Origin of the sequence: Paenibacillus sp. FSL R7-0210, from assembly GCF_038009085.1 — a bacterium.
GTDB lineage: Bacteria > Bacillota > Bacilli > Paenibacillales > Paenibacillaceae > Paenibacillus_AQ > Paenibacillus_AQ silagei.
Genome location: NZ_JBBPAR010000001.1, coordinates 4740561 through 4751853 on the forward strand (window position 1 = coordinate 4740561; position 11293 = coordinate 4751853).

At 44.2% G+C, this 11293-nt stretch carries 3 protein-coding genes; all 3 read right to left on the reverse strand.

Going from position 1 to position 11293, the window contains the following annotated elements; genetic code table 11:
• Positions 1 to 11 precede the first annotated feature (11 nt).
• From MKY64_RS20005 to MKY64_RS20015, 3 genes are read right to left on the reverse strand one after another with little or no spacing between them, the layout of a single operon-like run.
• On the reverse strand, positions 12 to 7382 hold the full coding sequence (locus MKY64_RS20005; protein WP_340955295.1) for a non-ribosomal peptide synthetase/type I polyketide synthase: 7371 nt from the start codon (positions 7380 to 7382) through the stop codon (positions 12 to 14).
• 10 nt (positions 7383 to 7392) lie between these two features.
• Positions 7393 to 8103: a thioesterase II family protein gene (locus tag MKY64_RS20010; protein ID WP_036727785.1), complete on the reverse strand. Its 711-nt coding sequence runs from the start codon at positions 8101 to 8103 to the stop codon at positions 7393 to 7395.
• A complete protein-coding gene (locus tag MKY64_RS20015; RefSeq protein ID WP_340955297.1) occupies positions 8100 to 11282 on the reverse strand; it encodes a cyclic peptide export ABC transporter in 3183 nt (1060 codons plus the stop codon). Before MKY64_RS20015 ends, MKY64_RS20010 begins: the two co-directional genes overlap by 4 nt.
• Positions 11283 to 11293 lie beyond the last annotated feature (11 nt).

Here is an 11293-nt window from a genome sequence, read left to right on the forward strand (position 1 = left end):
AATTATCATAATCACAACATGCCCTGATACTGTTCTTCCCACTTTGAGAGCTCCTCTAAAAATTCATCCATGGTATCCAGATCGCCGAAAAATTCAATAATTTTGCCCGAAATGTGATGAATCGTAGGGTAAAGAAACACATCCTGTACTTTCAGTTCCAGATGAAACTTGTTATTGATGGCATTAATCAAGCTTATGCCAACCAATGAATTACCGCCCAAATCAAAGAAATCATCATACATTCCAATGTTCTCAACCCCGAATATATCCTGCCACAACTCACTAATAGCCTTCTCAAGGTTATTACTGGGCGGGGCATATCTTACACTTAACTCCGGTCTTTGATACAACGTAGTGATGTTCGGTACATCCGTGCCGCTGGTGTTCAAATGCACATTCATCCAGGAGACCTTGTCCTGAGCAGTAATAAGATAAGCTCCATCGCTCATGCTAAGTATACTCCGCAGAATATTTAGAGTTTGTCGCTTATCCGAACCCCACTCCCACGCGGCCGTCTGATATGGACGACTTGCATAAGAGCAGTTGTTCAACAACAACCAAGCCGGTAAGCCGCTGCTGATATCCTTGTCAAATAAGTGGAGGTGTAAATGCAGCATAGGCTTCATCCCGTAGTCCTTGTCAGTCCAACGCAGGTTTGGTGCAGAACCCTCTGATGAATCGGAGAAACAAATGATGCCATTAACACCGAATTCGGATTCACAAGCATCGCGGTAAATTCTAAGCGTATGCTCCTCATCATTTCTCTGAATCTGTTCCCATCTGACTCCATCTAAGCTTCTATACTCTCCGCTCGAACTGTCAGCCACCGCAGCAATTCTGCAGCCCATCTCTGTGAGTAAGGCGATCATTTCCGCTTCCCGTTGCTTGATATCCCCCATAATAAACAAGGACATAGCTTCATCTCCGGCAGAGCTTGAACAGACGCTGTTCTCTTCGGTCCATTCTATAACCCATCGATAGCCGTTGCGGTATACCGCGATGGTCGAATCCTGTCCCTGCTCAAGCTCCATAAGAAGCTGCGCCGCACACTGCTGGTATTGCTGTTCGATCTCCATATCAATCAGCTTGCAGCGTAGATTCTTTGATATGTTATTGAGTGTTAAGCAGCACTTGTTGTAGATGGACGCATCCGTTCTTGTCGGTTCATTTCCTATCACATGGAACAATCTTGACCCGATGAGATAGATCCGGAGAATCTCATTAACCAGCACCTCCCGGAAGAGCCGTTCCAGAATGGACAGCGACTGTTCTACAACTGCCTCCTCCTCATTGAGACCCCACATATACAATATTTCATCCGGCAGGGAGCCAATTCGATCCATGATGCTGATATAATCATTCATTCTTGTGGAGTTGATGTAATATATCCCGTCCGCCTCAGAGAAGTCCTCTGCAGGGAAAATGCAGTATACCTCATTTCCTTCGTCAACCAATTGCCTTTGAATGGAGTCAATAAGCTCTGAAGGGTACCCGAAGATACATACCCGTCTGGTATTTTGCTTAACCCGCAAGCCCCCCAACGAAGCTCTCTTCCAGGTAAGTGAATACAGCGATTGTGATTCATCTCCCTCACGGCGGCTAAGCGTGTCTTGAGGAAGCCAATATCTTTGTTTGAAGAAGGGGTATGGTACCAAAGGCACCCTCCTGCGCTCTTCATTCTGATAAAAACGTTCCCAATTAAACGGAACATGCATTCCCGCTAGCATCCCTGCCGATTTTATGAGACTATAATGCTCACTGTATCCCCGGACGACATGTCCCATGGAGGCAATACATGGGACATCAGCCGATGGCTCCTCGACATTTTGTTGAATCAGGCTTGATAAAAAACGTCCTGGACCTACTTCTAGCGCAACACCTAAGCCTTCTCTCAAAAGCGACTGAATCCCCTTTGAAAAGTTCACAGTCTCACACATATGCCTGATCCAATACTCTGGGTCTGCCGCATCTTCATCCTTCATCCAATGACCCGTTACATTTGAAATATAAGGTATCGTGGGTTTTTTTAACGGAATGCTTTGAAGGAGCTCCAAAAACTGTTCCCGGGCAGATTTCATCATGTGTGAATGAAAAGCCTTGGAACCTTTAATGGCCTGATAGGCCACTCCCTGTTGCTGAAGTGACACCTTAAGAATATCAAGTTCGTCTAATGAACCTGCCACAACTGTTATACTAGGGCTATTTACTGCTGCAACGGACAGTCCCGGTGTCAAGGTTAAGATCGGAAGTGTCTCCTCAACACCCATGCAAACAGCAAGCATCCCTCCCTTTTCCGTGACCCTGTCTATTATCTGTCCGCGCTTCATAATGAGAAATAAGGCATCTTGAAGCGTAATGACCTCTGACAAACATGCCGCTACGTATTCGCCAATGCTGTACCCAATCATTGCTTTCGGTACAACGCCCCAGTGAATGTAGAGAACACTAATTGCGTATTCCAATACAAATAGAGAAAGGTGTATTTGACATGTACTCCATTCATCCGCTTGCCGTCTAAACATTATGTCTCTGATATCAAACCGAGCATGCTGCATAATAATCTTAGCGCAGCGGTCAACTGCTTCACGGAAAACAAGCTCGTTCTCGTACAAATCCTGTCCCATACCGGTATAATGCTCACCTAAGCCCGGGAACATAAATGCGACGCCATGCTGCGTATCTGCACGCTTCAGATAATGAAGTTCCAGCGGGTCTTTGGTTTCGAGTACTTCGATCAGCTCATTTACATCACTGCAAACAAGCATATAGGATTCTTTGAATCTCTTTCTCCCCACAGCCAAAGTGTAGGCGACATCCGCAAGCGATAACTCCGCATGGTTTCGAAGATGACCGATAACCCCCTCCACTGTATCGGTTAAGCTCTCCCACTTTTGGGCGGACAGAATAACTGGCAGATACCTCCTGGATTCTTTTGACGAATGTACAGCTGGTGCTTCCTCCAGAATAAGATGCGCATTCGTTCCGCCAATACCAAACGAACTGACAGCCGCCCTCCGCGGGCCCTCATGAACATTCCACGGCTTCGCTTGGTCGATAACGTAGAAGGGGCTTGTTTGAAAATCAATGTTCGGATTCGCAGACTGATAGTGCAAACTTGGGACAAGCATTGCGTTTTTAAGCATAAGGGTTGTTTTTATTAACCCGGCAATACCCGCCGCTGCATCAAGATGGCCGATATTGGTTTTTACCGATCCGATTGCACAGTATTGGATTTCATTTGTATAGTTCCGGTAAGTCTGGGTTAATGCCGCAACCTCTATCGGATCACCCAATATCGTTCCGGTTCCATGCGCTTCGACATATTGGATGGATTGGGGGTCCACACCTGCACGTGCAATTGCCTTGTCAATTACCTTGGATTGCCTGTTGACACTAGGAGCAGTGTATCCGATTTTCTCGGCTCCATCATTATTAATGGCTGAACCCTTGATCACAGCATATATGTGATCATGATCGTGGAGAGCATCCTCCAACCGTTTCAGTACAACAACACCTGCACCGTTCCCGCTGACAGTTCCATTCGCGCGTTCATCGAAAGCCCTGCACTGCCCGTCTTTAGAAATAACTCCGCCTTCGTCATGATACACAATTTCATCCTGCGGAATTTTCACAGCCACACCGCCGGCCAGAGCCATGCTGCACTCATCGTTAATAAGACTTAGGCAGGCCTCATGGACACACACCAATGATGATGAGCAAGCTGTTTGAATATTAATGCTTGGCCCGCTAAGATTCAACTTATAAGACAATTTGGTGGAGAGGAAATCCTTGTCGTTCATAAGCATGGTCTGCAGAACCCCATGTTTTTTTGCGATGCCCCAAGCTTGGCTGGAGTTTAACAGATATGTATTCATTCCTGTGGTGGCAAATACACCTATCTCACCGGAATACATCTCTGAATGATAACCCGCATTCTCAAGGGCATGGTAGGCACATTCCAAAAAAATACGATGCTGCGGGTCCATTAACTGCGCTTCCATCGGCGTATAGCCAAAAAAACCGGCGTCAAACATATCGATGTCAGAAATGACTCCCGAAGAATATGTTCTCGCTGCGCTCCCCGGCTCTTTCGGGAAAACGCTAATACTGTCAACGCCGTTCACCAGATTGCTCCAGAATGTATCAAGGTCTCCCGCTCCAGGAAATATGCCTGATATACCGATAATGGCTATGTCTGTTTCATGATGAGGGCCCATCTTATGAACTGGAAGCCGAACGTCAGACTCAGCCATGGTCAAGCCACTCAAATGTGACGATAATGCCTCTATCGTAGGATACTGGAACAACGTTGTTACCGGCAGATTCAACTGGTATTCCTGATTGATCCGGTTCATGATCCTCATTACGGAGAAGGAATTGCCGCCAAGATCAAAAAAATTATGCTGCGTATTGATCTCACTGCATTCCAGCTCTTCCCGCCATAATTCCATTACCTTTTGTTCGTAACTGCTCTTGGGAGCAGACCGCTCAATCCTCTTCTCCTCTGGACGGGTTATCTGAAACAGTCCTTGACGGTTTATTTTACCGTTTGGAGTTTTAGGGATATCATTAAGCTGTACCAGAGTCGAAGGAATCATATAAACGGGCAGGAAGCTAACCAAATAATTACGCAGGCCGGTTGTATCCAGCGGTTGATCGGATGTAAAAAATGCATGAAGATTGTCCTCTCCATGCTTGTTCTTCTTCGCAATCACAACCGCCTCTTTTACGCCCCCGAACCTTGCTATAAACCTTTCAATTTCCTCAAGCTCAACCCGGAAACCTCTGATTTTAATCTGGTTATCGAGCCTTCCAAGAATCTCGACACTCCCATTCGGAAGCCACCTTGCGGCATCTCCGGTTTTATACATTCTGCAGTTTTCTTTAAAGGGATGCTCTATAAACCTTTCTTTTGTTAAATCCGGGCGGTTAAAGTAGCCTTGTGACAGTCCCTCACCGGAGATATACAATTCACCGGCCACTCCAATTGGTTGCGGTTGAAACTTATGATTCAGAATATAGATCTGTGTATTACGGATCGGGGTTCCTATGCTGAGTTCCGCGCTGTCAGTCAGCCGCTTGACTGTGGACCATATAGTTGTTTCCGTCGGACCGTACATATTATATATTTCGCCCTTCATGCTATTTTTTAACTCTTCCAGGAGCGGTTCATGAAGGGGCTCCCCGCCGATCAACAAATGCTTGATCGCGTTTAGTGATTCTTTACCTGCATTTTTGTTCAGCAACAGCCTTAAGCGGGACGGGGTGCTCTGAAGAAAATCAATCTTCTTTTCCGTAATCATTTGGCCCAACCGTTCCATATCCGTCTGCTCAACTTCACTGGCAAGAACGATTTTTGCTCCGACTGCCAGCGGCAGCAAACCCTCCAGGGCAAAAATATCGAATGAAATCGTAGTGACTGCGGCAACTACACTAGTCTCATCCATTGGAATGCGTTGTAGCATGCCCTCTATGAAATTATAAAATGCCTTATGTTGAATCATTACCCCCTTGGGAGTCCCGGTTGAACCGGAAGTGTATATCAAATACATCATATCCGAAGGAAGAGGATGCCCATGGGTAAGCACGGAGTCATCCTCGGAAGATTGAACGAGTTCTTCCATAGAAATTGTATCAAACTTTGAACATACATCTTCATATCCGCTCTTGTCGGTAATGATAAGCTTTGTCCCGCTATCCTCAAGAATACTTGTAATTCTTTCCTTAGGATATTGAGGATCAAGCGGCAAGTACGATCCGCCGGCTTTGAGAATGCCCAAAAGGGCAATGAGCAGTTCCGGCTTCCTGCCAACCAATAAACCGACAACCTGATTGGCCCCTATTCCATGGCGACGCAGCAATCGGGCAGCCTGGTTTGATTTTTTATCAATATACTCGTATGTATATCGGTTCTCCCCTTGCTCCACTGCGATGGAATTCGGATATTGTTTGACTGAATCCTGAAGAAGACTAAGAAATGAAGTATTTTCCCCGTCCCCGTTATCCGTTTGGTTGAAATCATGAATTAGCTTATGCCGTTCGGCTGTTGTTAGTATGTCAATGGACTCCACCCATTCATTTGGATCAGCGGCCATTTGTCTCAGTGTATTTTCAAATTGCATTGCAAGGCCGGATAAGGCCTCTGCCGTAACTTGTGTTTTGGGTCCCCCTAGGAAATGCAATTCTATGACATCGGTCAGGACCACTTGCAAGGTAATATCGAAATCACTGCCTTCAAACATCGAGTAATTTCCCAACCGAAACGGCAGATTGTATGTTTTTTTGTTTATATAATCAATGGGGTAGTTCTCAATGATGATATTGGTATCAAACAGTTCCCCGGGAACAGTGGCATTGCAGAATTGTTTGATGTCAATCAGCGGTGTGTTATGATATTGCCTCCGTTCGATTAATTCTCCTTTCACTTTCAGCAATAGCTCTTGCACCGTTAGCTCTTCAATGAGATTGATTTGCATAGGTACCGTATTGATGAACAGTCCAATCATTTGCTCTACTCTCGGGATGCTGACGGGTCTGTCGCTTATAGTTGTTCCGAATATCACGGAATCGGTATTTTTATACTTACTTATGACAATAGCCCAAGCGGAATATAGAAAAGAAGCTGCAGTCAGTTCAAGATTTCTGCATACGCTCTCCATCTTTTCTTTAATTTCCGTAGAAACGACATGTGTATGCTTGAGATTAAGGTTATGTTCTTGTCTCCTGGAGTCCTTATCGGGAAACAGGAGTACCTGTTCTTGTAAATCAATTAAATGAGCACGCCAATATTCCCGCTGTTCTGCTGTATTGCTCTGTTTACTGGCTTTAACATAATCCTTAAAGCTGCTCTTGTTATTGGAATACTCGGAATAGCCCGCTAAACTTTCATAAGCAGTAAATAGATCATCTATTAAAATCACATTACTCCAACCATCAAACAAGATATGGTGATAGGTAAGCAATACTTCATAAGTATCCTTTGCCAGTCTTATCAGCTTCAGCCGCAATGGTTCTTTTTGGAGATCAATCAATTCCCTCCGGTCTTTCGTCTTCAAATCATTGACCAAGGAATTCCTTGTCTCAGCCTCAACAGCTGAATATTCATAGACCTTCACAGGGACCTGCATATGTTTCAAAATGATTTGTACCGGCTCTTTAATATTTTCCCAGCGGAATATCGTCCGCAACATTTCATTCCGCTGTACAACCATATTCCAAGCTGCCGTAAACATATTCACATCAAGAGTGCCTATCAGCTGCAATGATAACTGCTGGTAATACAATTGGCTATCAGGGTTGCTGATGCAATTGAAGAGTATCCCCTTCTGTAAGGGCGTTAATGCCAATATGTCCTCGATTTCGCGGCTAGGCGCCAATTTCATCCCCACCCTCTTATTGTGACACAAGGATTCGGCTGTTCAGGTATCGGATCAGTTCCTCTTCTCTATCATTTAGGTAGAAATGTCCGCCGTTGAATAACCGAATCTCCGTAGGTCCATCTGAATATTCCTTCCATTGCTCCATGATCGGATAAGAAACCAGTGCATCCTCTTCACCCATCAAAGCATACAGATCACAGGTAAGCTTATTCTTCTTGTTATATGTGTAATTCTCAAGCATCTTAAAGTCGGACCGTAAAATGGGGATAAAGATTTTGGCTAAATCCTCATTCTCAAATACCTCCGGGTTCGCGCCTCCCAGTTTCAACACCGCTTCGATAAATTTATCGTTGGAAAGAGTGTGATACACTGTTTTATCGCCCGCTACGTGAGGAGGCCTTCTGCCTGACAGAAATAATCCTTTGGGTTCAGGATAACCGTGCTCAATCAGCTGATAGGTTACCTCGAGTGCCAGCCAGCTACCCATACTATGTCCAAATAGAAAGAAAGGGGCGGAGTCCAAGGTTGACGTTATTTGTTGGAATACATCTTCGACCGCCTCATCAAACCGATCATACAAAGCATTTGTAAACCGTTTGCCCCTTCCGGCCAATTCGATAGGCATGATCCCTATCTCCGGATTGAAATATTTTTTCCACTTGTGGTACATCATCGCTGAACCCCCGGCATGAGGAAGACAATAGATGCGCATTTTTTCATTCATTGAACTAATTCATCCTTTGCGGCAAAGATAAGAGCTGATGCTATGTATTGCGATTGGGGCACAATTTTCCCCAAATCCATCTTTATAATTTGATCTGCCAGATGGAAGTATTGATCATCATGAGTAATGACAATTACACATTTCGATTTTTCCTTCAACTGAAACAACAAATGACTGTAGAAGTAGCTGCGGAATTCGGGGTCTTGATCAGACGCCCATTCGTCAAAAAGAAAAATCGGTTTATCCTCTATATAACTTACAAACAGCGCCAATCTTTTTCGTTGTCCGGTAGAGAGATCTACGGTGCTAAACTCTCCGTTTTCAATTCTTACTTTGTCCGCAACCTGCAATTCAGCAAGCAGATCATCTACTAAGGCATCCTTCAACCGGTTATCTTCGTTCATTCCATACAGCTTTTTGAACAGATAATAGTCGTTGAAGACGGTTGTGTATAAACCCTTCAATTGCTCTGACCCTGACTCCTCCCCGTTAAGCGAGATGCTGCCGGAATGTTGGGAATACAACCCTGTGATTATTTTGGCCAGAGTGGATTTGCCGCTCCCGTTTCCTCCTGTTATGAAAGTTACCTCTCCAGACTTAAACGAACAAGAGAGGGGACCGAGCAGAAACTCATGCCCACTTTCGGTATTATATCTGAATGCAACTTCCTTTAACTGGAGGTCTATTCTCTTTCGCTCTCTGTCAGGGGTTGCCGGAGCGGGTTCTATTGAATCCACCGTCCCGTTCCCCAGCAGATCAATCAATTGATTTAATCTGTTCCAGCTAATTCTGATCTGAAACAGGTTAGGGATCGCATTCAGAACTCCGTTAACAGGACCTGTCATGTAAAGAAAGACCAATACATAGCTGCGCAAAGAGTTATTTTGCACATTATCAAATATGACCGGAAACAAAAATACTACGACACCAATTACAAAAGTAAACAATAGCTCCCCAATAACAAAAACGTTCGTGAATTTCAAATTCCCGGCAATTTGCTTTCTTTTGTAATTATCGCAACATTCCATCATATCCTCATGAAATTCGGAGCGTTTTCTCCTATTCAAGTTGAGTTCTTTAAATCCGTCGACCATGTCACGAATGAAACCGAAGAAAAGGTTCTGCGAATCTCGGGTTTCCTCCCATAATTTATTCGCTGATTTACCGGTGGCAAAATACAAACCCGCAGCAATAGCAATAAAAATGATTGAGGATAAAAGACCATAAAAGTTGATAACACCGAGATAGATAAAGCAACAAAGCAACGTTACAATATTTGTAATCAACGAAACGAAAATATTCACAAAATTGCTGATGTTCTCTGTATCGTTATTAAGCCCGGCATACAGCTTGCCGTTATCGATCTTCTCGAACTGCTCATAATCCGAACCTAGAATTTTGGTAATCAGCTCGGATCTTTTTTCGTACACCAGGTTATTTGTTATATGAATAAATTTAGATCTTACAATCCTCTGACCGAATACATAAATCAAGATCCCCAGAACAAAATACATAACCAAAGCTGTATCTGTATCACCATTACGATTCAGCGCTTCGTTGATGACAAAGATGATTAGGGCGTTGCCAAACCCGCTTAGTAAACTTAAGGAGATCAGAGAGAATATCAATCCTTGTCTTTTTTCTTTCGCTTCAAAGATTGAAGAAATCAGACTATAGACAACAAACAAACCCACCGTAACGTATAGCAGAGCAACAGCGTAAATTACGCTGTTTGGTGCCCATACGTTAACAAAACTCCAAGGCAATCCCCAAAACAAGAGGGCCGGCATTTTGTATAAGGAAAAACCGACGGAGAGAAGAACAATAAGGGCAAATAATACTTTTAAAAAGGATTGAATGAAATTCCCCTTTGCTCTCCAGCCTTGCCTGTGAATTTGAATCAGAGACATGATCAAAAAGAACATAATAGCTAAAGATGCCGGTACCGCTACACAAAAGATTACAAAGGATATTGTGTCAGCCGACTTGTAAGTATCTCCGGTTATAGCATTCGAAGGTTCATAGCCCTGTAGAATTTCTGTAATTCCTTGCCCGATCAGCTCTGTATATGAGCTGTTCAGATTTGCCAAGACAGCTACTCCCACGCCATCCGAGGGACGAATTGAAAAGAATGAAGAATAATTGGGGTTCGAGCCAGCATGTGAAAGCTCCCCTCCGCCCTTCTGAAAAACGTTCCACCCTGCGGCATAGGAAGAACCGTTCGGCCCAGGCATAACCGATCTGTCCGGCTCATGAGATGCACTAATCAGTTTTGCCAATGAAGATGGCAGTTCGGCTTTTCCAAGCTGGATCTGCAGCCAACGCTCAGTGTCACTTGCGTTAGAAATAATATAGCCTGCAGGTGTATTTCCGCGGTATTCCGGCGCCTGATAGGCTGCAGCTCTTAAAAATTTCAGCTTATAGCCCTCTGCAATCCGTCCACTGTCCGATTTATTTCGGCCTAGGTAGGTTTGATTCATTCCCAGTTTCAGCATGACTTCATTCTGCAGATAGTCCTCGAAGGACTGGCCGGTACATTTCTCTATGATGAGCCCAAGAATGTCATAATTAATAGTCGCATACAAAAAACGCTCACCCGGATAAAAATCAAGATGAACGCCACTCACATTTTTAACAGTGTTCTCCAGCGCCATGGATGTGCTGTCAATAGGGATATCCCCAATCGTTTTAAAAGGAATGCCACTTGTGTGATGAAGCAGCTGTTCAAGGGTAATTGGGACCTTCTCCGATATTTGGTGCCCTTTATATTCACCGGAATAGCTTGCCTCAAACCACGGCAGATATTTGGTCACAGGATCCTCTAAGCGGATTAATCCGTTTTCTACTAATTGAAGAACTCCTATCGCTGTAAAAGCTTTGCTTGTCGAGCCCAATTCAAAGAGAGTATCAGGAGACACCTTGACTTTGTTCTGCTTATCCGCATATCCGTAACCCTTTTTTAATATAGTTTTGTTATCCTTCACTACGACAACGGAAATACCGGGTATTCTCCCCTCGCGCATTTGTTTATTGATATACCCTTCAATCTCTTCGAGTTGACTGGAAGGATCGCCACTATTGCCTCCGGAAGCAAATGCATACCCTGTACATACAGACATCAAAAGGATAATGCAAACAGCCGCAACTATAACCCCATTGCTAAAAACAATCCTCTTCATTATGACGTTCC

Excerpts from the sequence above, each read along its gene's own strand:
- MKY64_RS20010 (WP_036727785.1), bottom strand. The coding sequence starts at position 8,103 with ATGAATGAAAAAATGCGCATCTATTGTCTTCCTCATGCCGGGGGTTCA.
- MKY64_RS20005 (WP_340955295.1), bottom strand. The coding sequence starts at position 7,382 with ATGAAATTGGCGCCTAGCCGCGAAATCGAGGACATATTGGCATTAACG.
- MKY64_RS20015 (WP_340955297.1), bottom strand. The coding sequence starts at position 11,282 with ATGAAGAGGATTGTTTTTAGCAATGGGGTTATAGTTGCGGCTGTTTGC.